This is a genomic window from Mycobacteroides salmoniphilum (genome assembly GCF_004924335.1).
GTDB lineage: Bacteria > Actinomycetota > Actinomycetes > Mycobacteriales > Mycobacteriaceae > Mycobacterium > Mycobacterium salmoniphilum.
In genome coordinates this window covers 3446056-3469723 of the sequence record NZ_CP024633.1, presented here as the reverse complement: position 1 = coordinate 3469723, position 23668 = coordinate 3446056, and the positions used below count along the sequence as shown (strand labels likewise).

Below are 23668 nucleotides of genomic sequence, written 5' to 3'. Positions count from 1 at the left end.
GCCCGTCCGATTAGCCAAAGTGAACGCCCTGGGCCAACGGCAGTTCCGTGGAGTAGTTGACGGTGTTTGTGGCGCGTCGCATGTAGGCCTTCCACGAGTCGGACCCCGACTCGCGGCCGCCACCGGTCTCCTTCTCTCCGCCGAATGCTCCGCCGATCTCGGCCCCTGAGGTACCGATGTTGACGTTCGCGATTCCGCAGTCGGATCCGTCGGCGGCCAGAAAGCGTTCCGCCTCGCGCATGTCCAGGGTGAAGATCGCGGAGGAAAGGCCCTGAGGTACCGCGTTGTTCAGTGCGATCGCCTCGTCGAGGGTGTCGTAGCCCAGTACGTACAGGATCGGGGCGAAGGTCTCCCGGTGCACGACGTCGCCCTGTTCGGGCATCCGCACCACGGCGGGGGTGACGTAGTAGGCACCATCACCCAGCTCCCGATGTTCACCGCCGATGACGGTCCCGCCTTGCGCGCGAGCAGTTTCCAGGGCGTCCTGCATATCGCGGAACGATTTCTCGTTGATCAGTGGGCCGATCAACGTGCGCTCGTCGAATGGATCGCCCACCGGAAGCTGGCCGTAGGCGTTGACGATGCGTTCGACCAGTGCATCGGCGACAGAGTGGTGAACAATCAACCGCCGCAAGGTGGTACAGCGCTGACCGGCGGTACCCGCGGCAGAGAACACGATGCCGCGCACCGCCAGATCCAGGTCTGCCGAGGGAGTCACGATCGCCGCGTTGTTTCCGCCCAGTTCGAGCAGTGATCTGCCGAAGCGCGCGGCGACCCGCGGGCCGACCTGCTGGCCCATCCGCACCGATCCGGTCGCACTCACCAACGCGACGCGGGGATCGTCGACGAGTTGTTCGCCGACCTCGCGGCCGCCCTGGATCAATCGGCTGACTTCCGGGGGTGCCCCGACGTCGGCGGCTGCTCGGTCCAGAAGTGCCTGGCAGGCAACGGCAGTCAATGGCGTCAGCTCGGACGGCTTCCACACCACGGTGTCACCGCAGACCAGGGCGATCGCGGTGTTCCACGACCACACGGCGACCGGAAAGTTGAACGCCGAGATGACCCCGACTACGCCGAGCGGATGCCAGGATTCCATCAGGCGATGCCCCGCGCGCTCGGACGCCATCGTCTTGCCGTACAGCTGCCGGGACAGTCCGACCGCGAATTGGCATATGTCGATCATCTCCTGGACCTCGCCGAGGGCCTCGGAGACAATCTTTCCGGCCTCGATGGTCACCAACTCGGCCAGATCTTTCTTGTGCTCCGTCAGCAGCTCGCCGAGACGGGCCACCAACGCCCCGCGGACGGGTGCGGGGGTGGTGCGCCATTGTGAAAATGCTTGGGCAGCTTCGGCGATGGCGTTGTCGACATCCTCCGTGGAGCTCGCCGCGAGCGTGAAGAGCGTGTCACCGGTAATGGGGGTGCGGACCGCAACGCCGCCATGCTCGCCCGACTCCGTGCTCAGTTCTAGATCAGCGCCGATCCAGCGCAGTGCGTTCTGGGCCCGCGCGCGCAACTCCTCGGCGGACGGCAGCACCTCGGGGGATGAGGTAGGCAGGGTGGTGGTCATCGATCGGCTCCTATCGTGAGGTCAGATTGTGCGGCGATGGTGGCGTAGAGCGCGTATGGATCGTGGATGTCCCGGCCGATGGCGCCGGACATCCAATCCTTCGAATAGTCGGCGGTGCAACGATCTGCGCCGTCCCCGTAGGAACCGTCGTCGTCAAGATTGGATCGGAAGATCCCGGCGGCCGAGCGCGGCAGGAAGTCCTCATACACGATGGGGCTGCGCACGATCTCACCTCCGGGGCCGGTGTCCGTGCGGAAGTACGCCAGTTCCTGTTCGGCCAGCCCGGCTTCGGTATCGGGAAAGTGATCGGCCCATATGGAGGCGGCCCGTTCGGGATCTGCGTGCGCGGTATCGATGGCGGCCATGGCGTCGTCGTAGCGGGTGCGACCGGCCGGGGTCAGGGCCATGCCTCTGGCCTCGACTTCGCCGAACCGGACCCGCAGCGTGTCGCGGGCCACGGAACCATCACTCATGCGGAAGCGACGCGGCTCGGCCAGCGCCCGGAATGAGGTCTGCCGCAGGAGAACATCGGGCCCATGCCACCGGGGTGGCCCCTGAATCGCGTCGATCATGGCGATACCGCGTGCCGTCATCCGCCGGTACAGGTCGTCGATATCGAGCACACGCGGTGTCAGATGGTTGATATGGGTGCCCCCCACGCCGGCGATATCGGCCGCAACGGGCGAGACCGCAGAAAGTTCGTCATACCAGGCACGGTCGATGGGGGCGTCGGACAGCGCGAAGGACTTGACGGCCTCGTCAATGAAGTTCCCGGCCTGTGCCGGGGTGGCGCCTCCGGCAGCGCTGATCATGCGTGCGCGCGCCAGCAGCGCGGGATCGAATAGCTCTCGCTGCCTGACGAAGTTCTCCACGCGGGTGCGCAGGCCCGCGTCGAAGAACCGGCGGTCGGCCGTCGCCAGCATCGAGGTGAACACGCGGAAGGGATTGAGCGCCAACTCTTTTTCATCGATCGGCCGGAATGCCGTGGAGACCACGGGCACCGGGGACACGGCGTCACGCAGGTCGTAGAAGTCGACGGGATACATCCCGAATGCCTCGAACAGGTCGGCAACGGCGGCGAGTTCCCGCGGGCCGCCCACGCGGATCGCACCATGGCGTTCGGCGGTCACGCGCTCGACGGATCCGAGCCGTTCGGCGTCCGGATGTGTTGTGGCATAAGTCTGGTTCACCTCGGTGCTGACATCCACCAACGTGTTGTATGCGGGAACCTCAGTCCCATACATCCGCGAGAGTGCCGCCGCGAAACCTGCCCGGAGTTCCCAACATGGGATGAGTGCTGTCATCGTATTCGTCTCAGAGTTGAGGTGATTGGCCTGCGCAAGTCCGTTCCTTGTGGTCGCTGGTCGCGGTACTCTGCCCCCGTGACTGCGGATTCCGAGAGAGCACCCGAGCGTCCGCTCGACGACGTCGATCGAATTCTGGTGCGCGAGTTGGCTCGCGATGGCCGGGCGACCCTTGCGCATTTGGCGGCCAAAGCCGGGCTGTCGATCTCGGCGGTACAGACTCGCGTGCGACGGCTGGAATCTCGCGGTGTACTCACCGGATACGCGGCCCGGGTCAATCCCGAATCGGTGGGCCAGATGCTGTCGGCGTTCGTGGCAATCACCCCTCTCGATCCTTCACAGCCCGATGATGCTCCGGCACGGCTTGAGCACATCGCCGCCATTGAGTCGTGCCACTCGGTGGCGGGCGAGGAAAGTTACGTCCTCCTAGTGCGGGTGCCCTCGCCGCGTGCGCTCGAAGAGCTGCTGCAGTTGATCCGCACCACAGCCAACGTCCGAACGCGAAGCACCATCATCTTACAAACTTTTTACGACGGTCGCCAGCTTGTGCCGTAAATATTCTTGTCTTGATGTAGAGAAGTCGTAAATACTGCGTTAGTCTGGCCTCATGACCGCACTAATGTTTCCGGGGTCCCAGGCTGGTTCCACGGTCGATGACGAGGTAACGCGTCCGGAATCGGTGACACCGGACCGGGTGCATGAGGTGCTGCGGCGCAGCATTCTGGCCGACGGAATGGACCTCGTACTCGACCTGGAGCGTTCGCGTGGGGCGCACCTGGTGGATGCGCGTGACGGGACCACCTATCTCGACATGTTCACATTCTTCGCCTCGTCGGCGCTGGGCATGAATCACCCGATGCTTGCCGAGGATGCCGAATTCCGTGCCGAACTGACCCGGGCCGCCATCAACAAGCCGAGCAATTCGGATATCTACACCGTCGAGATGGCCCGGTTCGTGGAGACATTCGCGCGCGTGCTCGGTGATCCGGCGCTTCCGCACCTGTTCTTCGTCGACGGCGGCGCACTGGCCGTCGAGAACGCGTTGAAGGTCGCCTTCGACTGGAAGAGCCGCTGGAACGAGGCACACGGAATCGATCCGGCCTTGGGTACCAAGGTGTTACATCTGCGGGAGGCCTTCCACGGTCGCAGCGGATACACCATGTCACTGACGAACACCGACCCCAACAAGGTGGCGCGCTTCCCCAAGTTCGACTGGCCGCGAATCGATGCACCGTACTTGCGCCCCGATGCCGATGCCGATATCGATGAGCTGGAGGCTGCGGCACTGGCGCAGGCGCGTCGCGCGTTCGCCGAAAATCCGCACGACATCGCATGTTTCATCGCCGAGCCGATCCAGGGAGAGGGCGGAGATCACCATTTCCGTCCGGAGTTCTTCCACGCCATGCGTGCCCTGTGTCACGAAAATGACGCCCTGTTCGTCTTCGACGAGGTGCAAACCGGGTGCGGACTTACCGGAACGGCCTGGGCCTTCCAACAGCTGGGCGTGATCCCCGACGTCATCGCCTTTGGGAAGAAGACGCAGGTGTGTGGGGTCATGGCGGGTGGTCGCGTTGACGAGGTGGCCGACAATGTCTTCGCCGTCAGCTCGCGTATCAACTCCACCTGGGGTGGAAACCTGGTCGACATGGTGCGCTCCCGCCGCATTCTGGAATTGATTGAGTCGCAGCGGCTTTTCGGCAACGCGGCGCGGATGGGCGAGTATCTGCTCGACCGCCTGCAGACCCTCGCGCTGCGGCACGATGAGGTCAGCGATGTGCGGGGCCGCGGGTTGATGTGTGCGTTCAGTCTGCCGAGCTCCGAGGAGCGCGATCGCCTGGTGCAGCGCCTATGGTCGCAGGAGCACGTGATCCTGTTGCCCAGCGGCGAGAACAGCGTGCGGTTCCGTCCACCGCTGATTATCAGCGCCGAGGAGATCGACGCTGCGGTGGCCGCGGTATCGAGGGTGCTCGCACAGTCTCACTAGGCATCGGGTCTCACCACGCGTAGGGGGAGTGCTCACGCGCTGTCCGCAGCGCGGAACCCCACCACGCCAGCTCGTCGAGCATCGTCTTGGCGGCTGTTTCGGCGTCGCGGCTATCGACAAGCCGGCCGGCATCGTCGAACTGGCTCCACACGCCATGGAAACTCACCACATCCCGGGTGGTTACGGCGTGCAGCTCTGCGAACACCAGCCGCAGCTGCTCGATGGCGCGCAATCCGCCAGACATACCGCCGTATGAGGTGAATCCGACCGGCTTGGCCTGCCATTCGCTGTGATGCCAATCGATCAGGTTCTTCAGCGGGGCAGGAAAGCTGTGGTTGTACTCCGGAGTGACCACGAGGAAGGCGTCGGCGATACGCAGCCGAGCCGTCACCTTGGCGAGCTGGGCGGTGCCTTCCGCCCCCTCTCTCCGGGAAAGGTGAAGGGGCAGTGGGTACTCCGCGAGGTCGATGTAGCCGGCCTGGAACGACGGATGATGCCGGGCCTTTTCTGCGATCCAATTCGCCACGGTGGGGCCGAACCGACCGTCACGCGTACTGGCGCAGATCACGGCGAGACGCAGCGGGGTGGTTGACGTGTTCACGCGCCCATCGTCGTACCTAAAGTGCACTCGAGGTCAAGGGGATTCTTTCCGTCACGCGAGCATCGCGTCAGCGAAACGCCGTACCGCCGCGACGGCTTCCTGCTCAGCGCTCGGTGCGCCGGGGTAGTCGGTGCGCGCCCGCGACTCAATGGTTCCGGTGTCCGGATCAAGCCGCACCTCGGCGACCATCTCGGCGGTGGTGGGTTCGCAGACGGCCCAGCTGTAGAGGCGATCGGAGTCCCAGTCGGCGGTGCGTGCGGTCACGTATTCGGCGTCGTCGACACCGAGCGATGTCAGTGCCGGACGGTCGTCCAAGCGTTCGTCGGCGCGCAGGGCGCGCAAGTACCACGCGCCCGCGTTGATCTCGATGGGTTCCATGAGTCTAGAAATGCGTCGAGCGTGAAACCATGGCGGCAATTCGGTGAGAATCCCGCCACAGCTTCACGCTCGGCGACAAAGTCCTACTTGATCTCTGCGATGACCGTGCCCTGGGTGATGGCGGCACCGGCCTCGACGCTCAATCCGGTGATGGTGCCGGCCTTGTGTGCGGTGACGGGGTTTTCCATCTTCATGGCCTCCAGCACCACGATCAGCTCGCCGGCCTCGACCTCCTGGCCCTCTTCCACGGCGACCTTCACGACGGTGCCCTGCATCGGAGCCGTCACCGAGTCGCCGGTGGCGGCGCCGGAGCCGTGGCCACCACGCTTGCGGGCCTTGGGCTTCTTGCGGATGACACCGTTCGCGGCGCCACCGCCTCCACCACCGAGCGAAATGTCGCCGGGCAGCGATACCTCGAGACGACGGCCGCCAACCTCCACGACCAGCTTCTGGCGGGGCAGAGCCTCGTCCGCTTCGTCGTCGGCGGCGTCGGCAGTGAACGGCTCGACGGTGTTATCCCACTCGGTCTCGATCCAGCGGGTGTGCACCGTGAAGCCGTCTTCGTCGCCGATGAAGGCGGGATCGGACACCACTGCGCGGTGGAACGGGATGACGGTGGCCAGGCCCTCGACGTTGAACTCGGCCAGGGCGCGACGCGAGCGTGCCAGCGCCTCATTGCGGTCGCGACCGGTGACGATCAGCTTGGCGAGCATCGAGTCGAACTGTCCGCCGATCACCGAACCGGCCTGCACGCCCGAGTCCAGGCGCACGCCGGGGCCGGTGGGGGTGTCGTAGACCTTGACCGGGCCGGGAGCCGGCAGGAAGTTGCGACCGGCGTCCTCGCCGTTGATGCGGAACTCGATCGAGTGGCCGCGCGGCGCGGGGTCCTCGGTGAACTCAAGGGCCTCACCGTTGGCGATCTTGAACTGCTCGAGCACCAGATCGACGCCGGCGGTCTCCTCGGTGACCGGGTGTTCCACCTGAAGGCGGGTGTTGACCTCGAGGAACGAGATCAGGCCGTCCTGGCCCACCAGGTATTCGACGGTGCCGGCACCGTAGTAACCGGCCTCCTTGCAGATGCGCTTGGCGGACTCGTGGATCTCCTTGCGCTGCGCGTCGGTGAGGAACGGCGCGGGCGCCTCCTCGACCAGCTTCTGGAAGCGGCGTTGCAGCGAGCAGTCGCGGGTACCGGCGACGATGACGTTGCCGTGCTGGTCGGCGATGACCTGGGCCTCGACGTGGCGCGGCTTGTCCAGGTAGCGCTCCACGAAGCACTCACCACGACCGAAGGCGGCGACGGCCTCACGGGTGGCGGACTCGAACAGCTCGGGTACCTCTTCAAGGGTGCGGGCCACCTTCATGCCGCGGCCACCGCCACCGAATGCCGCCTTGATGGCGATCGGTAGACCGTGCTCCTTGGCGAAGGCGACGACCTCGCCGGCGTCCTTGACGGGGTCCGCGGTACCGGGGACCAGCGGGGCCTGCGCCCGGGCCGCGATGTGGCGGGCGGTCACCTTGTCGCCGAGGTCACGAATGGACTGCGGGCTGGGCCCGATCCAGATCAGCCCGGCGTCGATGACGGCCTGGGCGAAGTCGGCGTTCTCGGAGAGGAAGCCGTAACCGGGGTGGATGGCGTTGGCGCCGGACTTCTCGGCGGCCTCCAGGATCTTGCCGAAGTCCAGGTAGGACTCGGCGGCGGTGTTACCGCCGATACCGAAGGCCTCGTCGGCCAGGTGAACGTGGGGTGCGTCGGCGTCGGGCTCGGCGTAGATCGCGACGCTGCCCAGTCCAGCATCCTTCGCCGCGCGGATAACCCGGACCGCAATCTCACCGCGGTTGGCGACGAGTACCTTGCTGATCTTCGAGCTGGCGTGATTGGGCACCTGGCCTCCTGGTTTTAGTGCTTTCTTAGAGTCTCGGCAGTGAGTTTATGCATCCGTGGCATCAAACACACATCCGGGATGGGGTGTGCCGCCCCAAGTTTTTACCTACTGATGAGTAGGTTCAGGACAGTCGTCGTTTGATACGCGCCAGCATCGCCGACATTCCCCGCAGCCGCAGCGGGCTGATCAGCGCCGCCAATCCGAGATCCGCATAGAAGTCGTCGGGGACCGCCAGGATTGCTTCCGCGGACTGGCCATCCAGACCCTGATGCAGGATCGAGGCGAACCCGCGCGTCGTCGGGGCCTCGGCGGGCGCGCTGAAGTAGAGCCGCACGCCGCCGCGGTCAGTGGCGTCGACGTCCAGGAACAGCGGTGACTGGCATTCCGGCACCGGCTCCATCGCCGCCTGCTCCAAATGCGATGGCAACTCAGGTAATTCGGCGGAGAACTCCAACAACAACCGCAGCTTGTCCTGTCCGTCGACGGCCTTGAAATCGGCGACGATCTCGGCGAGTTCGGCGGGGAGGCTCATGCTGCAGGGGGTGCGCCTGGTTTGTCGCCCTTGACGATCGGCGTGCGGACCCGGTTGCCCCATTCGGTCCACGATCCGTCGTAGTTGCGCACACCCTCGACGCCGAGCAGGTAGGTGAGGACGAACCAGGTGTGGCTGGAACGTTCGCCGATGCGGCAGTAGGCGACGATGTCACCGTCAGCGGCGATGACATCGCCGTAGATGGCGTCGAGTTCGGCGCGGCGCCGGAACCTGCTGTCGTCCGCTGCGGCTTTGGCCCAGGGGATCGAGACGGCAGTGGGGATGTGCCCTCCGCGTAGCGCGCCCTCTTCCGGGTAATCGGGCATGTGGGTGCGTTCGCCGGTGTATTCGGCAGGAGAACGCACATCGACCAGCGGTCCCTGTCCGAGGTGGACCAGTACGTCGTCGGCGTACGCGCGAATCGGGGCGTCGTCGCGCTCCACCACGGGGTAGCCCTCGGTGTACTTCGCCGGAACATCGAGCGTGGTGTCGCGTCCCTCGGAGATCCACAGATCACGCCCGCCGTCCAGAAGCCGGACGTCGGGGTGACCGAACAGCGTGAACACCCAGAGTGCGTAGGCGGCCCACCAGTTGGACTTGTCGCCGTAGATGACAACCGTGTCCTCGCGGCGGATCCCCTTGCGGTTCATGAGCTCTGCGAACTGCACGCCGTCGATGTAGTCGCGGACCGTGCCGTCGTTCAGGTCGACGTGCCAGTCGATCTTCACCGCGCCGGGGACGTGCCCAATGTCGTAGAGCAGAACGTCCTCGTCGGACTCCACGATGGACAGTCCGGGGGTGCCTAGGTGCCCGGAAAGCCAGTCGGCGGAGACGAGGCGTTCGGGGTGGGCGTAGGCGGCGAATTCAGGTGCGGGGTCGGCCGGGAGGGTCACGTTGTGAGCCTAGTCGCGTTCGAGGGTGGTCGGCTCATCGAGTTGTATACCGAGTTCAGATCCGCGGTGCGTTGCTGGTCGCGGTGCGAGAATTCGCCCATGCCGGACTGGACATACCACCCGCTGAGCCCCATCGCGTCGTCCGTTCTCGGTGAACGCAGGACACGAATCTGGGCGATGAAGGTCCTGGCGGCGGTCGTGACGCGTATGGGAGGGCGGCGCTGGATTCCCTGGGTGTTCGACCACCCGGCCGTTCCGTCGCAGTGGCAGGGCCGGTTCGGGGCGACGGTGCCGCCCTCGATCGCCCGCGAGGCCGTCGCGGTGTTGCCCGTACAGGGAGCCGGTGTCGTTGAGATCGGACCGATGAGTGCCGCCGACGTGGACACGGTGCGGCGCGCGGCCGCAGATCGCAGGTGCCGGGTCATCGCGCTCGTGACTACTACCGAGGTGGCCGATGCGGTGGCGCCCTTCGTCGACGCGGTGTCCTGGCCCGGGGAGGCCGGGACGGTGCGACTGACCGAACCCTCGATGGACGCCGCGGTGCGCGTGTTGGAGGACCCCGCGGTGACGGTGCTCGCCACACCGGCGGTCTTGATCGCCGCCGGGCCGGGCTGGTTCAGCCGGGTGATCGAGGCCGCCACGCCGACCGCACCTCCAAAGGCATTGCGCGATATCGGGTTCGATCCGCGCGGATGGCCCGCGTGGATATGGGGTGCGCTGGTTGGGCTCGGTCTGATTGTCGCGGGTATCGGGGCGGCCGCCATCTCTTTGGGTCCCGTGCTGCTGTGGTACGACCGCGACTACCTCGGACTTTCGGTGGACGGCCTGCACGGCGTGAACCATCATCTGGTCGGGTTTCTGCAGCATGACCGGCTCACCATGGCGGGCAACATGATTGGTATCGGTGTTCTGTATCTGGGGTTGGCCTGGGGTGGGATCAGGGAAGGGCACCGCTGGGCCCGTAACGCGCTGTTGATGTCCGGGCTGGTCGCGTTCCTGACGTACTTCTATTTCCTGGTGACGGGTTTTCTCGAGCCACTGCACACGCTCGTCGTTGTCGGGTTGTTCCCCCTGCTGCTGCTCGCCGTGTGGCGTGCGCCCGCGGCCCCGTGTTGGCCGCCCATCGTGGAAGGGCCCGAATCGGAGCGGCGGCGCGCGCTGTGGGGACAGCTACTCATGATCGGTGTGGGCGGTGGGTTGTTCGTTGCCGGAGCGGTGATTTCGACAGTCGGGCTGACATCGGTTTTCGTCCCCACCGATCTCGATTTCCTGGGTACCAGCTCTGAGGCGCTGCATACCGCCAACCAGCATTTGCCGTCCTTCATCGCGCACGACCGTGCGGGTTTCGGTGGTGCGTTGATGGGCGCCGGGCTAGCGGTGCTCCTGATCAGCCTGTGGGGCTGGCGCCGCGGCGAGCGCTGGGTGTGGTGGTCATTGCTGATCGGATGTGCGTTCGGCACCGTGCCGGTCTTGGGCATTCATTTCGCCATCGGGTACACGCATGTCGAGCACCTGCTACCGGTGTACGTATTGGTCGTCGTGGTGGTGGCCGCCCTCGCGTTGTCGAGGGCGTATCTCACGGCGCGGCCCGATCAGTCACCGCGTATCAGCCGGTAACTGGTGACGGTCTCGGCGCGTGCGTCGCTGGCGTCGATGAGCGCCGCCCTGGAGCCACTAGAGAAGTGGGTCGACCGGAACCGGGCGGAGCTGGTCGGACGCTACGCCCGAACCAGTTGTGGTGGGGGTATCCATTGGGTGGTGCCGTCTTGGTGTTTTTGGGTGGTCCAGCCGTGGTTGAGGAGGCGGTGGTGGGGGCCGCAGGCGAAGGTGAGGTTGTCGATGTTGGTGGGGCCACCGTCGGCCCATTCGGTGATGTGGTGGACTTCGCACAGGTATCCGGGCACGTGGCAGTCGGGGTGGGTGCAGCCGCGGTCTTGGGCGTGCAACACAATCCGCTGATCTGCCGATGCGATGCGTTTAGAACGTCCCAGATACAACGGTCGGCCGTCATCATCGAAAATCGTCAGGTAGTGGTGGGCGTGGGCGGCCATGCGGATCACATCACGCACCGGCAGCCTGGTGCCGGCGCCGGTGACCGCTATGCCCGCGGCGCCTTCGAGCTCGGCCAGGGTGGTGGTGACCACGACGGTGACCGGTAAACCGTGGTGTGAGCCGAGCTGCCCGGAGGCCAGGGTGGCGCGCAGGCAGGTACGTAGTGCGTCGTGGTGGCGTTGGGCACCCGAGCGGTGGTCGTGTTCGGCGGCTTCCGGGTTGGGCTCCCCGTCCACGAGAGGGCTCTGGTCGACCGGGTTGCACATGCCGGGTGCAGCTAGTTTGGCGAACACTGCATCCAGATAGGCGCGCGTCTCCGGATCCAGTAGGCCGCTGATGGGTGACATGCCGTCAAAGCCCTGCTGCCCGATCGTGACTCCGCGCCGCCGCGCCCGATCCACATCGCAGAACTCACCATCCGGGTTCAACAGGGCCATCATGCGGTCGGCACCGATACGCAGTGCCTCGGGCCCAAACCGGACGGCCATCTGGGCTAGTTGTTGTTCGGCGCCCTGGCGGGTCGGTGCATCCACCACCACCGGCAGCCGATCAAAGAATGTGCGGATGATCCGCACATGCTCGTCCCCGATATCGCCGCGAGATAGCGCGGCGGCGACATTCGGCAGCTGCGGTGCCAGCACCTCACTGGTCAACGCCCGCCGCGGCGCCAACTGCTCGGCATCGGCGATCCGGCGCCGGGCCGCCCCCTTACCGATATGCAACCGCCGCGCAATCACATCCGCATAAGAAGTGCCACCGAGCTCGACCGGCGAGGCCTGCGACGTCACCCTCGGCACCAGCCCCAACCCATGGGCGGACAACCGACGCTGCACCACCTCCACACGGGCCAGCACCGTCAACGCCTCAGCGGCAGTCAGCTCCCGAATCGACTCAACGCAGAAGGCATCAACTGCCGCCTCCAACACTGCGATCGAACTCATGTTCGAATACTAACCGTGCCCACCGACACGTAGCCGCACCCTGAAACAGCTGTGACAGAAGTGAATTCAGTCGCGCGGTGTCAGCCCGCTGACCTCGGCCACGATCTCCAACGACCTCAGCTGCAGTTTCCGGTCGGGCGCGTTGGGCACCACGATGAGCTCGTCGGCGTCGGCCAGCTGCGCAAAGTCGTCCAGGTATGCGCCCACATGGTCAGGTGTCCCGACGGCGAAGTACTTCGTCATCGCCTGAATCTGTTGTCCAGCAGGGGACTCGAGCGCGGCGAGGGCCTCGTCGTCGGTGAGGCGGGGGCCGCCGCTGCGATGCAGGAAAAGCTTGGCGCGTTCGATCAGTGCCGCGCGATGCTGCTCCTGCGCGGTGGCTTCGTCGTCCGCGGCAATCACATTGACCCCCGCGATGACATACGACTCCTGCAACTGCTCAGACGGCTGGAACTCCCGCCGGTAGAGCGCGACTGCATCCTGCAGCGCCGGCGGCGCGAAATGCGAAGCGAAACCATAGGGCAGGCCCAATACCGCCGCCAGCTTCGCGCCGAACAGCGAGGAGCCGAGGATGTAGAGCGGCACATGCGTGCCGCGTCCCGGCGTTGCGGTGACACCCGGGACCCGACTCTGCTCGCCCAGATATGCCTGCAGCTCGATGACGTCCTGTGGGAAGTGCTCGGCGTCGGCGGGGGAGTGCCGCAACGCGCGGAGAGTCACTTGGTCCGTCCCGGGGGCTCGGCCGAGGCCGAGGTCGATGCGTCCCGGGTGCAGGGTCTCCAGGGTGCCGAACTGCTCGGCGATCTGCAACGGCGAGTGGTTGGGCAGCATGATGCCGCCGGCGCCCAGTCGGATGGTCGACGTTTGGGTGGCCACGTGCCCGATCAGCACGCTCGTCGCCGATGAGGCAATGGACCGCATGTTGTGGTGCTCGGCGTACCAGACGCGGTGAAACCCCAGCGCTTCGGCGTGCCGTGCGATCTCGACGCTAGCGGCGAAGCTCTCGGCCACGGTCTCGTCCGGCGCCACACGCGCCAGGTCCAGAATCGATACCTGTCTCGCTGTGTCTGACAGTCTTCGCGCGAGCGGCTCATCCACGATCTACAGCAACTCCTGGTGGTTCTCCGCTATTCCCGCGAGGGACGCACCATAGAAGGTACAAACGGTTGGTGCCCTACATTCCGACCGCAGCGGAACTGGCGGGTGCGCTCGCCGAACTGTTCGACGATCTCCAATCCGAGCTGCCCTCATCTTCGGTGCATCGCGCCCGCGTTGGTGCCAACATCGCCAGGATTCTGCAGCGAGAACTGACCGTGCCTGCGGCACCGCCTGCCGAGGACCCTTCGTGGGACGATCTGGTCGAGGCGGTACGCGCAGACCTCGCGGTCGTCAAACCCGGGTACGACGCTTGGGAGGGGCAGTGATGAGGTCTCCGGGGGATGAGCATCGGGCGGGGACCGATCTGAGCGACGGGCTGACCCGCTATCTAGAGGACGAGTTCGGCAAGAAATTTGAAGTGTCCGGTGTGGTCGGCGTATCCGCTGGTGCACGGCGGCGAAATGTGCTGCTGGACGCCACTTCCGGGGGGGAAACCCTCGAACTGGTGGCGACGATTGTGCCCGCGGTCGTGCAGCAGGTTCCGGTGAGCAGTGAGGCCGGGGTGCGTGAGCTGGCGCGCAGCCACGGCGTTCCGGTGCCCCGGGTTCGCGGTGTCTGTTCCGAATCCTCGTATCTCGGTTCGCCCTTCATGATCTCCGAACGCATCGAGGGGGAGACGGTACCGCGCAAGGTGCTTCGGCTGGTGCAATCGGCGGGGATCGGCAATCTGGTGGCGGACCAACTCGGTGCGGCCATGGGACGGCTGCACGGGATCGATCCGGCGATGGCCCCGCCCGACCTACCCGGCAACCCGGAGGCCGAGCCCGCGGTTGTCCTGTTGGAGCAGATGCGCGAGGGGGTGGCGGCGTTACTCCCAGATCGCCCGGTGTTTCAGCGCACGCTGTCCTGGTTGACCGAGCGCATGCCCGGTCCTCCGGCGCAGCGGTGTCTGGTACACACAGATATTCGCAACGGCAATGTCATCGTCGGCGAGGACGGGTTGCGTGCCGTGCTGGACTGGGAGGGCACCACGCGCTTCGGGGATCCCATGCGGGATGTGGCCTGGACAGCCCTGCGGATGTGGCGGTTCGGTGAGGACGAGCGTGAGTTCGGCGGGTTCGCGGGCCGTGACGTGTTTGTGCGCGCGTACGAGAACACCGGTGGAATATTCCACGTCGACCGATTCCAGTGGTGGAAGGTGCTGGGCACCCTGTGGTGGGGCGTGGGTCTTGCCGCGCAAGCGAAGTCGTATCTAGACGGGAGCGTGCGGGACATCGTGATGGCCGCCAGCGGCCGCCGGATACCCGAGATCGAGTGGGACTTGCTGATGTTGACGAAGCCATCGATAGAGCCATAGGCACCGGAAGGAACCAGATGAATTTCGAACTGCCGCCCGAGCTCGTCGACTATCTCGCCGAACTCGACGAGTTCATCGGCCGCGAGATAGTGCCGCTCGAAGAGTCCGATGACAACATCCGGTTCTTCGATCACCGGCGGGAAGACTCCCGGACCGATTGGGACCGTGGCGGTCTGCCCAACGGACAGTGGGAAGCACTGCTCGGTGAGGCACGTCGGCGTGCCGATGCCGCGGGTCACCTTCGGTACCCGTTCCCCGCGGAGTTCGGCGGACGTGACGGGTCCAACCTGGGTATGGCGGTCATTCGCGAGCACCTGGCACGACGCGGCCTCGGACTGCACTGTGACCTGCAGAACGAGCACGCCATCGTCGGCAACAATGTGGGGCTGCTACTCATGCTGGAGTACGGCTCGGCGGACCAGAAGGCCGAATGGGTGGAGGGACTCGCCAGCGGCACCAAGTTTTTCGCGTTCGGTATCACCGAGCCCGAACACGGCTCCGATGCCACCCATATGGAAACCCGAGCGGTGCGCGATGGCGACAGCTGGGTTATCAATGGCGAAAAGACGTGGAACACCGGTGTGCACATCGCCGATGCCGACCTGATATTCGCCCGTACCTCAGGTGATCCCGGTGACGGACGGGGTATCACCGCATTCCTGGTGCCCGCGGACGCGCCCGGCTTCAAGGTCGAGGAGTACCTCTGGACCTTCAACATGCCGACCGATCACGCCCGCATCTCGCTGACCGAGGTACGGGTTCCCGACTCGGCGATCTTCGGCGGAGAGGGACGCGGTCTGGGTGTGGTGCAGCACTTCTTCAACGAGAATCGGATCCGGCAGGCCGCCTCCAGCCTGGGTGCGGCGCAATTCTGCATCGACCGATCTGTCGAATATGCCAAGGAGCGCAAGCCCTTTGGAAAACCGCTGGCATCGAACCAAGCGATCCAGTTCCCCCTGGTCGAGCTGCAGACTCAGTGTGAGATGTTGCGCGCGTTGATCCACAAGACGGCCTGGTCCATGGACACCTATGGTCCGTTCTCGGTTTCCGAGCAGGTCTCGATGTGCAATTACGTCGCAAACCGGTTGTGTTGCGAGGCCGCTGATCGCGCCATGCAGGTCCATGGCGGGATGGGGTACTCGCGCCATATGCCGTTCGAACACATCTACCGCCATCACCGGCGGTACCGGATCACCGAGGGCGCCGAGGAGATTCAGATGCGCCGGGTGGCCGGGTATATGTTCGGCTTCATGAATCAGAAGGCGCCCAAGGGGGTCTAGTGGCCGAAACGTCTCCACCCGTTGTGGTGGTCATGGGTGTGGCAGGAGTTGGCAAATCGACCGTGGCGCAGGCCTTGGCACAGCACCTCGGTGCGCCCTGCGCAGAGGGGGATGACTTCCATCCGGAAGCGAACATCGCCAAGATGTCGGCCGGCATCCCGCTGGACGACTCCGATCGATGGCCGTGGCTGCAGCGGATCGCCGAATGGTTGTCGGAGCGCGGACGGGAGGAGTCCGGCGGGGTGGTGACCTGCTCTGCGCTCAAACGCCGATACCGCGATGTTCTCCGTGCCGGATATCCGGATGCCTTCTTCGTGCACCTGTCCGGCGACCGGGCGCTCATCGGTGACCGAATGTCACATCGTGCAGGGCATTTCATGCCGACGTCGTTGCTGGATTCGCAGTTCGAGATTCTCGAACCATTGCAGCCCGATGAGAAGGGCGTCGTACTGGATGTGGGGATCGGGCCAGAGGAACTGGTAGCGGAAGCGTTGAGGCAGCTCGGCGCATGAACGCCAACCTGCTTCTGCTGGCCGAGCCGGCGAAGGTCCCGCACACCACGAGCGACGTTCGGCTACTCGCTGCGGTGATGCTGAGCATCGGCGTGATCATCCTGCTCATCACCCGGCTCAAGCTGCATCCGTTCCTGGCGCTGCTGCTGGGATCGGGGACCCTGGCCGCCGTTGCGAGCGTTCCGTTCGACAAACTGCTGGGATCCTTTGTCACAGGATTCGGCTCGACCATTGCCGGTGTGGGATTACTCATCGGTTTGGGGGCGATGCTCGGTCGGCTGCTAGCCGATTCCGGTGGTGCCAATATCGTCGCCGATGCTGTGCTCGCGCGGTCCAGCCCGCGCATGCTGCCCTGGGCGGTGGCCCTGATCGCGGCAGTGCTGGGGCTGCCGTTGTTCTTCGAAGTGGGTGTGGTGCTGCTGATTCCGATCGTGCTTTTGGTGGCACGCCGGGGAAATGTGCCACTGCTCCGGGTGGGTATTCCCGCGCTGGCGGGCCTTTCCGTCTTACACGGACTGGTTCCGCCGCACCCGGGTCCCTTGGTGGCGGTGGACGCGCTGAAGGCGGATTTGGGTGTCACCCTGGCGTTTGGTCTGCTGGCGGCGGTGCCCACCTTGATTGTTGCGGGGCCTCTCTATGCGCGGGTCGCGGAACGCTGGGTGGGGCCATTGAAGATCCCCACCGCGACGGCGCCCGAGGTCGAACGCAAGGGGCCCGCTCCGAGTGTTGTCGCGGTGGTGGCCACAATCTTGCTTCCGGTGGCGCTGATGTTGGCGAAGGCACTCTCCGATGTGGTGATCGACAATCCGAAATCATTGGTGCAGAGGATTTTCGACACCGCCGGCACGCCACTGATGGCGCTGTTGGCGGCGACCCTGGTGGCGATGGTGACCTTGGGGAGGGCTTCGGGTCTCGACCGCATGGGTGTCTCGGGAGTCATCGAGAAGTCACTCGGCCCCATCGCGGGGATCGTCTTCATTGTCGGTGCCGGAGGGGGATTCAAACAGACCCTCATTGATGTGGGTGTCGGGGACGCCGTGAGCACCTGGTCAGAGAAATGGCAGATCCCCGCGCTGGTGCTGGGATGGCTTATCGCGGTGCTGATCCGGTTGGCCACCGGATCCGCCACGGTGGCAACCATCACCGCCGCCGGCATTGTCTCCCCGCTCGCGGCGGACATGTCTACCGCACACGTAGCGTTGTTGGTGCTCGCGATAGGCGCTGGGTCGCTGTTCTTCTCCCACGTGAATGATGCCGGATTCTGGTTGGTGAAAGAGTATTTCGGGATGACGGTGGGTCAGACCCTGAAATCGTGGTCGGTGATGGAAACGGTGATTTCGGTCGTCGGATTCGCGATGGTGCTGCTGCTGAGCGCCTTTGTCTAACTCTTTGTCGCACTCACGAATTGTGATAAGCCCCGGACTTCCTGCTCGATGTCCCGAAATCCCGCGTCCCGCAACACGGACGTGATGTCGGACCGGTCGAATCCGTGCAGTCCGCCGAGGGCCGCCAGTTTGACGGATGTCGACCGGACCAGCGCGGGGCCGCGCGTGCAGCTGGTCATGACCGCGATACGGCCGCCCGGTGCCAGTACCCGAACCATCTCGTCGAGAACCTTGAACGGTTCAGGTACCAAATATAGTGCGGCAAAACAGCACACCGCATCAAAGCTCCCGTCATCGAACGGCAGAGTGCGCGCGTCCGCACGCAGGTAGCCAACACCGTCGGCCGCATTGGTCCGGACCGCGCGCCGTAGCATGGGCTCAGAGAAATCCAGCCCGACCGCCACTGCGTCGGGATCCAGGTGCTGTCCCAGATACTTGGTGAAGTTTCCGGGCCCGCAGGCAACATCGAGCAGCTTGTGGGCCCCGTTGAGCCGCAGCGACTCTGCCGCGCGGCGTCGTTCGGCGGCCGGGGTGATGCCGGTGTAGAGCACCGTCTGCCCCCAGCGCCACGGCCCTTCATAGACCGCGGCGACCACGGGATTGTTCATGGCGCGCTGTGCGCCGCGCTGGGGCTGGTCCGAGGGCGGCGGGAGTAGATCCAGGTATCCGGCCGACGAGTGCGCATCACCGCCGAGCGCGTCGGGCCGGATCAGCTCGCGAATTCGGTCCGGTGTCGTCGTGGTCGTCATCGAGCCTCCTGTAGCCGGTCGTCCTCGCGAAGGTGCTGAGCGAAGAACGTGTAGACCCGTTGCCATGCGTCTGCTTCGGCTTCGGGGGAGTATCCGAATCCGGCGATCCGCATCAGCGGTTGCATGGGCAGTTGGTTGGCGAAACTGTGGCCCGCGTCGTACTTCTTGATGTCGTGCTCAATACCGTGAGCTTCCAGCGCCTTGCGCAACCGGGGCTCACCCCGGATGACGAACGGGTCCCGCGTGCCCAGGCTCGCGACGATGGGGCACGATCCCTCGAAGTGGTCTCCGTAGGGACCGGGCATCGCACCGTAGAAGGGTGCGGCGGCATCGAATCCCTCGGTCGCGGTGATCATCGCGAATCCGCCGCCCATGCAGAAGCCGGCCACTCCCACCGAAGAGGTGGTGTACGGCAACGTTTGGGCGTAGTCACGGGCGGCCAGCACCTCCTCGACGGCCCGCCCGCGACGAGCGGCGAGATTGGTCAAGACCCTAGTGATACAACGGATCCGGCCGCGCGAGTACAGATCGGGTGCCAGCGCCACGTAGCCGTTCGAGGCGACATTCTTGGTGATGCGGCGCAGGTCTGGAGTCGAGCCGTTGATGTCGTGGAGCACGATGATCGACGGCCAGGGTCCGTCGCCGTCGGGTGTCTCCAGGATGGCGCTGATCTCGCCATTCGGGGTCGGAATGCGGATGTCGGTCATGCCGGGCGGGCCTCCGTGACATAATTGTTTAACGCTGACGTCAAATTAAATGAAAAGGTAGGCTGCGGCGCGATGTCTGTCAATCCCCGGAGGTCCAGGGGGCGCCCGCCCCAGACCGACGAGCAGCGCGCCACGACGCGCGCTCGAATCCTGATCGCAGCCGCCGCGGTCTACGCCGAGCATGGCTACCGGGGCACTACGGTCGCGCGCATCGCCGAGCGTGCCGAGCTATCGAAACCCACCTTCTATGCGTTCTTCGACGGTGTGGCAGAGGTGATTACGGCGTTGGTGACGGAGAGCCAGCAGCAGATGCTGGCGCAGTGGGCGCCGGTGGTGAATGCCGGCGGCGCCCTGATGGAACAGCTCAGTGCGGGCCTGGACGTGTATCTCGATACGGCCGTGCGCGGCCGCGACTCATGGCTTGTTTTTCATATCGAACAACACGATCCATCGTCGCCCGCTCGCCTGCTACGGGCCACCTACGAGAGCCGGCTCATCGAGGTCATTCAGCACGCGCTGATCGCGAGTGGCAGGCCCGCACCCACGGCGGAGACGTTAGGTGTGCTGCTGTCGAGCATGCAGGCAGGCTGCTATCGGTATCTATCCACGCCCAGCGACGGCAGGCGGGCGGTGCGTGCTGCGATGCTGCGCAGTGCGCTCGCGCTGTTGGGCACGCCGCAGGACTGGCGCCAGGCCGCCGAGCGTCCAGAGCTGTTCGGCGAGGGCTAGATGCTCAGGTACTGGGGTGCCAAGACGATGGAATACAGGATGGTTCGGTAAGCGCGCGTCGGATCGGTAACCCATTGGCTTACCAGGAAATACAGCGTCTGTGTGCCGTCGGCGTTCATGGTGATGCTGACGACCTGAGGCCCGTACGGCTGCAACAGCCTGTGTGGATCCCGGGACATGAACGGGTCATCCGGCCGCGGATCGGACGGATCGTTGCGGATCAGCACCGTCATGGGCTCGCTGACCAACTCCTGTGGGGTCCGGAACAGCTTGAGCCCGATGTGCGCGTCGCCGGAGCCATTGGAATCCAGCAGCCCGAAACCGCCTGCGGGCAGGGCGAACAACTGATTTTCGCGGTCCCCGCCACCGGTGATCTGACCGACCTTCTCCCACGCCGACGAGTCCAGGAAGGCCGGATCGTCGATCGGCGGTGTGAGCCAGGCGATCCGCGGCGCCCAGGGGCCGGTTCCGATATTGCCCGCCACCAGCATCCGGCGACCGGGCACCGAAACCCCGCTCGGTTGCGAGATGCCGACCATGACCCCCAACGGCCGGTATGACGACTTGCCCGGCTCGCTCACGTCGTACACGGTGGTGTCGGCCGATACGAAGGTGCTGCATCCCGGCGACGGAATACATGAGGCGAACAACAGCGAGCGGTGCGCCAACTCCGCCGATCCGGTAGGCAGCAGCCGGGCACCGTCCTGCGCATCCGCGGGCAGCACAAGGGGTTTGGAGCGCCCACCCAGCGCGACCGAGGGACTGGCGGGGTCGACGGCAATCAACTGGATGCCATCGCCGGTATTCAGGTAGTCGCCGGTCCACAGGCAGGCCCCGCGGTTGGTGTGCACACCGAGGTCGAACGAATCGTCGCGACAGGCGGTTTGGAAGCTGGTGTTGATCGATGGCATGTGGGGAATCGGGTTGCCGTGGGTGTCCCTGAATTCTTGCTGTTGGGTCGGCCCGATCATCACGAGCGAGTCGAACATCGGCACCATGCGAGGCGGCAACGGGGCGACCGAGGGCGTGTCCGGGTGGAAGGGCTTTGGCGGCACGTGCTTAACGTGGCCGACCCACAATGACGAGGCGGGTACGCCGAGCTTGTCCAGCAGCCGCCCGAGCAGCGGCACGCTGACACCGATCACATTCGATGGGTCGCCATCGATGCCTTCGACGAACCAGCTGCCCAAGCCGTCGAGCGTGAATGCGCCCGCTACCTGGAGGGGCTCGCCGGTTGCCAGGTACGCCTCGAGGTCTTCCGCCGATGGCGTGCCGAAATGCACTGTGGTCGAGCGTGTTTCGCTGACACGTGCGACGGGTTTGCCGTCGACTACCCGCACCAGGCAGTGTCCGGTCAGCAGCTCGGCGGAGCGTCCGGCCATCAGCCCCCAACGGCGGCGCGCTTCCTCGACGGTGCCCGGCTTGCCCTGCAATGTGCCATCGAGGAAGAGCATCGAATCGCAGCCCAGCACTACTGCATCGGCCGCTACCTCGCCGGCCAACGCCGTCGCGACGTCAAACGCCTTGGCGCAGGCCAGAACCTCCACGGCGCGCGTTGGTGCGGTGCCCGAAGGCTGCGTCGCCATGACGAGATGTTCGTCGACGTGCGACACGATGACGACCGGATTGAGGCCGGCCTGCTCGAGGATCCGTTCGCGTGCGGGGGACGCGGACGCGAGGACAAATGCGGTCACGGGGCCTGTGACGGCTGTCTAGAACGTGCCCTGCGGACGCGCCAGCTTCGCGCGCTCGAACAGCGTGACCCGCTGCCAGCTGTGCGGGCTGTAGCGCAGCATGTCGATCGGTTCGGCCCAGAGGTTGCGGGGCTTGAGGCTCTCGGTCTCCGCCTTCGAGGCCAATGCGCTCAACGCCGCGACCAGAGCCGCGATCTCCGCGTCGGTCGGGTTGCCGCTGAGCACCTGTACGTCGGCAGCCTTCACGCGGCCTTCCCCGACAGAGTTCGCCTCGGCGGTCTCGGTGCCTTCTTCAGTCACGGCCGCACCTTCTTCGTTCGTCACAGCGGTTGGATCGTTCGCTCGTTCACCCAGTTCACTCGACTCACAGTGGGATGTTTCCGTGCTTCTTCGGTGGGAGCCGCACGATCTTGCGATCGAGCAAGCGCAGCGAGGTGGCGATGTAGCCGCGGGTGTGCGACGGCGGGATGACCGCGTCGACGTATCCGCGCTCGGCAGCCATGTACGGGTTCACCAGGGTGTCTTCGTACTCCGCCTGCAGCTGAAGGCGCAGGGCGTCCACGTCGTCGCCGTTCTTGGATGCCTCGGCCAGCTGCGAGCGGTACACGAACCCGACCGCGCCGGAGGCGCCCATGACCGCGATCTGTGCGGTGGGCCAGGCGACGTTGACGTCGGCGCCCATGTCCTTCGAGCCCATGACGCAGTACGCGCCGCCGTAGGCCTTCCGGGTGATGACCGTGATCTTCGGAACGGTGGCCTCGCCGTACGCGTACAGCAGCTTGGCGCCGCGCCGGATGATGCCGTTGAACTCCTGCTCGGTGCCGGGCAGGAAGCCGGGCACATCCACCAGGGTGATGATCGGGACACCGAAGCAGTCACAGGTGCGGATGAACCGCGCTGCCTTCTCGGAGGCGTTGATGTCCAGGCAGCCCGCGAACTGGGTGGGTTGGTTGGCGACGATGCCGACGCTGCGGCCGTCCACGCGGCCGAATCCGACGATGATGTTCTGTGCGTATCCGGACTGCACCTCGAGGAACTCGTCATCGTCGAGGATGCGGGTGATGACCTCGTGCATGTCATACGGCTGGTTCGGGGAGTCCGGGATCAGCGTGTCGAGCTCGATGTCCTCGTCGGTGAGGTGGTCTTCAATGGCGCCGTCGGTGGGCTCCGGTCCCGGATGGCGCGGTGGCTCCGAGGCGTTGTTCGAGGGCAGGTAGCTCAGGATGTCGCGGACATAGTCGAAGGCGTCCTGCTCGCCGGAGGCGACATAGTGCGTGGTGCCGGATTTCGCTTCATGGGTGTGCGCACCACCCAGCTCCTCCATGGTGACGTCCTCACCGGTGACGGTCTTGATGACGTCGGGGCCGGTGATGAACATCTGGCTGGTCTGGTCGACCATGACGATGAAGTCGGTCAGTGCGGGCGAGTAGACGTGGCCACCGGCGGCCGGGCCCATGATGAGCGAGATCTGCGGGATGACGCCCGAGGCGATGATGTTGTTGTGGAAGATCTGGCTGTACAGGCCGAGGGAGACCACACCCTCCTGGATGCGGGCGCCCGCGCCCTCGTTGATGCCGACGAGCGGGCGGCCGGTCTTGAGGGCCAGCTGCTGCACCTTGACGATCTTCTCGCCGTACACCTCACCGAGGCTGCCGCCGAACACCGAGACGTCCTGGCTGAAGATGCACACATCGCGGCCGTCGATGGTGCCGAAACCGGTCACCACGCCGTCGCCGAGTGGGCGCTTGTCGCCCAGACCGAAGTTTGAGCTGCGGTGCTTGGCCAACGCGTCCAATTCCACGAACGAGCCCTCGTCGAGCAACGCGTAGATGCGCTCACGGGCGGTCAGCTTGCCCTTGGCGTGGATCTTGTCGACGGCGGCCTCACCGACCGGGTGCAGTGTCTCCTCGCTGCGCCGACGCAGATCGGCGAGCTTGCCCGCGGTGGTGTGGATATCCGGCTCGGTGGTCGTCATGGGTCCCGATGTTATCGCGCCTCACCCGGCAGAACACGCATGGG

Annotated in this window: 23 protein-coding genes; 9 read left to right on the top strand and 14 right to left on the bottom strand. The window is 65.3% G+C overall.

Features of this window, described 5'->3' with window-relative positions; translation table 11 throughout:
* Positions 1-10: 10 nt before the first annotated feature.
* Together amaB and hglS are read right to left on the bottom strand one after the other, a co-directional pair.
* Complete coding sequence (amaB, locus tag DSM43276_RS17240; RefSeq protein ID WP_078327650.1) at positions 11-1570, bottom strand: L-piperidine-6-carboxylate dehydrogenase; 1560 nt, start codon at positions 1568-1570, stop codon at positions 11-13.
* Complete coding sequence (hglS, locus tag DSM43276_RS17235; RefSeq protein WP_078327649.1) at positions 1567-2874, bottom strand: 2-oxoadipate dioxygenase/decarboxylase; 1308 nt, start codon at positions 2872-2874, stop codon at positions 1567-1569. Before hglS ends, amaB begins: the two co-directional genes overlap by 4 nt.
* 78 nt (positions 2875-2952) lie before the next feature.
* Here hglS and DSM43276_RS17230 point away from each other — a divergent pair, with 78 nt between their 5' ends.
* Positions 2953-3429: an Lrp/AsnC family transcriptional regulator gene (locus DSM43276_RS17230; RefSeq protein ID WP_078327648.1), complete on the top strand. Its 477-nt coding sequence runs from the start codon at positions 2953-2955 to the stop codon at positions 3427-3429.
* A 124-nt stretch (positions 3430-3553) separates the two neighbouring features.
* On the top strand, positions 3554-4858 hold the full coding sequence (gene lat, locus DSM43276_RS17225; protein ID WP_211196776.1) for an L-lysine 6-transaminase: 1305 nt from the start codon (positions 3554-3556) through the stop codon (positions 4856-4858).
* Positions 4859-4868: 10 nt separating this feature from the next.
* Here the strand turns inward: lat and DSM43276_RS17220 are convergent, their stop codons facing one another.
* The 5 genes from DSM43276_RS17220 to DSM43276_RS17200 form a co-directional block, all read right to left on the bottom strand.
* On the bottom strand, positions 4869-5459 hold the full coding sequence (locus DSM43276_RS17220) for an NADPH-dependent FMN reductase (protein WP_030096859.1): 591 nt from the start codon (positions 5457-5459) through the stop codon (positions 4869-4871).
* A gap of 51 nt (positions 5460-5510) precedes the next feature.
* Entirely contained in the window at positions 5511-5837 is a 327-nt protein-coding gene (locus DSM43276_RS17215) for a hypothetical protein (protein WP_078327646.1), read from the bottom strand.
* A gap of 83 nt (positions 5838-5920) precedes the next feature.
* On the bottom strand, positions 5921-7720 hold the full coding sequence (locus DSM43276_RS17210) for an acetyl/propionyl/methylcrotonyl-CoA carboxylase subunit alpha (protein ID WP_078327645.1): 1800 nt from the start codon (positions 7718-7720) through the stop codon (positions 5921-5923).
* Positions 7721-7841: 121 nt separating this feature from the next.
* The gene (locus DSM43276_RS17205; protein ID WP_078327644.1) at positions 7842-8252 is read right to left on the bottom strand and encodes a SufE family protein; all 411 of its coding nucleotides are present in this window, start codon (positions 8250-8252) and stop codon (positions 7842-7844) included.
* Positions 8249-9145, bottom strand: a complete 897-nt coding sequence (locus DSM43276_RS17200; protein WP_078327643.1) for a sulfurtransferase — start codon at positions 9143-9145, stop codon at positions 8249-8251. The genes DSM43276_RS17205 and DSM43276_RS17200 overlap by 4 nt, the downstream gene beginning before the upstream one ends.
* A 99-nt stretch (positions 9146-9244) precedes the next feature.
* Here DSM43276_RS17200 and DSM43276_RS17195 point away from each other — a divergent pair, with 99 nt between their 5' ends.
* The gene (locus DSM43276_RS17195) at positions 9245-10762 is read left to right on the top strand and encodes a hypothetical protein (protein ID WP_078327756.1); all 1518 of its coding nucleotides are present in this window, start codon (positions 9245-9247) and stop codon (positions 10760-10762) included.
* Between the two features lie 101 nt (positions 10763-10863).
* On the opposite strand, the gene DSM43276_RS17190 is transcribed toward DSM43276_RS17195, so the two are convergent.
* Both DSM43276_RS17190 and DSM43276_RS17185 read right to left on the bottom strand, forming a co-directional pair.
* Complete coding sequence (locus DSM43276_RS17190) at positions 10864-12138, bottom strand: HNH endonuclease signature motif containing protein (protein WP_136629116.1); 1275 nt, start codon at positions 12136-12138, stop codon at positions 10864-10866.
* A 66-nt stretch (positions 12139-12204) separates the two neighbouring features.
* Positions 12205-13212: an LLM class flavin-dependent oxidoreductase gene (locus DSM43276_RS17185; protein ID WP_078330938.1), complete on the bottom strand. Its 1008-nt coding sequence runs from the start codon at positions 13210-13212 to the stop codon at positions 12205-12207.
* Positions 13213-13307: 95 nt separating this feature from the next.
* On the opposite strand from DSM43276_RS17185, the gene DSM43276_RS17180 reads away from it, so the two are divergent.
* The 5 genes from DSM43276_RS17180 to DSM43276_RS17160 are packed head-to-tail and all read left to right on the top strand — an operon-like array spanning position 13308 to position 17770.
* Positions 13308-13562: a hypothetical protein gene (locus DSM43276_RS17180; protein ID WP_078330835.1), complete on the top strand. Its 255-nt coding sequence runs from the start codon at positions 13308-13310 to the stop codon at positions 13560-13562.
* On the top strand, positions 13562-14593 hold the full coding sequence (locus tag DSM43276_RS17175) for a phosphotransferase family protein (protein WP_078330836.1): 1032 nt from the start codon (positions 13562-13564) through the stop codon (positions 14591-14593). The genes DSM43276_RS17180 and DSM43276_RS17175 overlap by 1 nt, the downstream gene beginning before the upstream one ends.
* A gap of 17 nt (positions 14594-14610) precedes the next feature.
* Positions 14611-15873 carry an acyl-CoA dehydrogenase family protein gene (locus DSM43276_RS17170; RefSeq protein WP_078330837.1) on the top strand — a complete coding sequence of 421 codons (1263 nt, stop codon included), beginning with the start codon at positions 14611-14613 and terminating at the stop codon, positions 15871-15873.
* Complete coding sequence (locus tag DSM43276_RS17165) at positions 15873-16385, top strand: gluconokinase (protein ID WP_078330838.1); 513 nt, start codon at positions 15873-15875, stop codon at positions 16383-16385. Before DSM43276_RS17170 ends, DSM43276_RS17165 begins: the two co-directional genes overlap by 1 nt.
* The gene (locus DSM43276_RS17160; protein WP_078330839.1) at positions 16382-17770 is read left to right on the top strand and encodes a GntP family permease; all 1389 of its coding nucleotides are present in this window, start codon (positions 16382-16384) and stop codon (positions 17768-17770) included. Before DSM43276_RS17165 ends, DSM43276_RS17160 begins: the two co-directional genes overlap by 4 nt.
* Here DSM43276_RS17160 and DSM43276_RS17155 read toward each other — a convergent pair.
* Both DSM43276_RS17155 and DSM43276_RS17150 read right to left on the bottom strand, forming a co-directional pair.
* Positions 17767-18519: a class I SAM-dependent methyltransferase gene (locus DSM43276_RS17155; RefSeq protein WP_078330840.1), complete on the bottom strand. Its 753-nt coding sequence runs from the start codon at positions 18517-18519 to the stop codon at positions 17767-17769. The two genes, DSM43276_RS17160 and DSM43276_RS17155, sit on opposite strands and share 4 nt — an antisense overlap.
* Positions 18516-19226 carry a dienelactone hydrolase family protein gene (locus DSM43276_RS17150; protein ID WP_078330841.1) on the bottom strand — a complete coding sequence of 237 codons (711 nt, stop codon included), beginning with the start codon at positions 19224-19226 and terminating at the stop codon, positions 18516-18518. The genes DSM43276_RS17155 and DSM43276_RS17150 overlap by 4 nt, the downstream gene beginning before the upstream one ends.
* A gap of 72 nt (positions 19227-19298) precedes the next feature.
* On the opposite strand from DSM43276_RS17150, the gene DSM43276_RS17145 reads away from it, so the two are divergent.
* Positions 19299-19955, top strand: a complete 657-nt coding sequence (locus DSM43276_RS17145; protein ID WP_078330842.1) for a TetR/AcrR family transcriptional regulator — start codon at positions 19299-19301, stop codon at positions 19953-19955.
* Here DSM43276_RS17145 and DSM43276_RS17140 read toward each other — a convergent pair.
* The 3 genes from DSM43276_RS17140 to DSM43276_RS17130 form a co-directional block, all read right to left on the bottom strand.
* A complete protein-coding gene (locus DSM43276_RS17140; protein ID WP_078330843.1) occupies positions 19952-21649 on the bottom strand; it encodes a Maf family protein in 1698 nt (565 codons plus the stop codon). The genes DSM43276_RS17145 and DSM43276_RS17140 overlap by 4 nt on opposite strands.
* Before the next feature lie 18 nt (positions 21650-21667).
* Positions 21668-21949, bottom strand: a complete 282-nt coding sequence (locus tag DSM43276_RS17135; protein WP_078330939.1) for an acyl-CoA carboxylase epsilon subunit — start codon at positions 21947-21949, stop codon at positions 21668-21670.
* A 64-nt stretch (positions 21950-22013) separates the two neighbouring features.
* Positions 22014-23624: an acyl-CoA carboxylase subunit beta gene (locus tag DSM43276_RS17130; RefSeq protein ID WP_078330844.1), complete on the bottom strand. Its 1611-nt coding sequence runs from the start codon at positions 23622-23624 to the stop codon at positions 22014-22016.
* Positions 23625-23668 lie beyond the last annotated feature (44 nt).

Excerpts from the sequence above, each read along its gene's own strand:
- DSM43276_RS17160 (WP_078330839.1), top strand. The coding sequence starts at position 16,382 with ATGAACGCCAACCTGCTTCTGCTGGCCGAGCCGGCGAAGGTCCCGCAC.
- DSM43276_RS17145 (WP_078330842.1), top strand. The coding sequence starts at position 19,299 with ATGTCTGTCAATCCCCGGAGGTCCAGGGGGCGCCCGCCCCAGACCGAC.
- DSM43276_RS17215 (WP_078327646.1), bottom strand. The coding sequence starts at position 5,837 with ATGGAACCCATCGAGATCAACGCGGGCGCGTGGTACTTGCGCGCCCTG.
- amaB (WP_078327650.1), bottom strand. The coding sequence starts at position 1,570 with ATGACCACCACCCTGCCTACCTCATCCCCCGAGGTGCTGCCGTCCGCC.
- DSM43276_RS17155 (WP_078330840.1), bottom strand. The coding sequence starts at position 18,519 with ATGACGACCACGACGACACCGGACCGAATTCGCGAGCTGATCCGGCCC.
- DSM43276_RS17170 (WP_078330837.1), top strand. The coding sequence starts at position 14,611 with ATGAATTTCGAACTGCCGCCCGAGCTCGTCGACTATCTCGCCGAACTC.
- hglS (WP_078327649.1), bottom strand. The coding sequence starts at position 2,874 with ATGACAGCACTCATCCCATGTTGGGAACTCCGGGCAGGTTTCGCGGCG.
- DSM43276_RS17130 (WP_078330844.1), bottom strand. The coding sequence starts at position 23,624 with ATGACGACCACCGAGCCGGATATCCACACCACCGCGGGCAAGCTCGCC.
- DSM43276_RS17205 (WP_078327644.1), bottom strand. The coding sequence starts at position 8,252 with ATGAGCCTCCCCGCCGAACTCGCCGAGATCGTCGCCGATTTCAAGGCC.
- DSM43276_RS17190 (WP_136629116.1), bottom strand. The coding sequence starts at position 12,138 with ATGAGTTCGATCGCAGTGTTGGAGGCGGCAGTTGATGCCTTCTGCGTT.
- DSM43276_RS17175 (WP_078330836.1), top strand. The coding sequence starts at position 13,562 with ATGAGGTCTCCGGGGGATGAGCATCGGGCGGGGACCGATCTGAGCGAC.
- DSM43276_RS17195 (WP_078327756.1), top strand. The coding sequence starts at position 9,245 with ATGCCGGACTGGACATACCACCCGCTGAGCCCCATCGCGTCGTCCGTT.
- DSM43276_RS17150 (WP_078330841.1), bottom strand. The coding sequence starts at position 19,226 with ATGACCGACATCCGCATTCCGACCCCGAATGGCGAGATCAGCGCCATC.